At 44.7% G+C, this 246-nt stretch carries 1 pseudogene; it reads left to right on the plus strand.

From position 1 onward, the window contains the following. Nucleotides 1–246, plus strand: a pseudogene (locus WEIDD23_RS12595) (glutamyl aminopeptidase); the annotation flags it as partial.

The raw sequence follows: 246 nt of genomic DNA on the forward strand, positions 1-246 counted from the left end.
TCGTATCCAGTTGTCTCTTCAGCAGTCTCACCGCACTTCTTACGCGAAGGTGGCGTAAACGGGGCGCCGAAGATTGAAGATATTCTTTTTGATGGTGGCTTTACATCGCATGACGAAGCTTGGTCTTTTGGTATTCGTCCGGGTGACTTTATTGTGCCTGATGTCAAAACGGTTATGCTGGCTAATGGTAAGCAAGTTGTTTCAAAGAGTTGGGATAATCGCTTTGGATTAGTGACAATTTTGAAC

Source organism: Weissella sp. DD23 (assembly GCF_001579105.1).
GTDB classification, from domain to species: Bacteria; Bacillota; Bacilli; order Lactobacillales; family Lactobacillaceae; genus Weissella; species Weissella cibaria.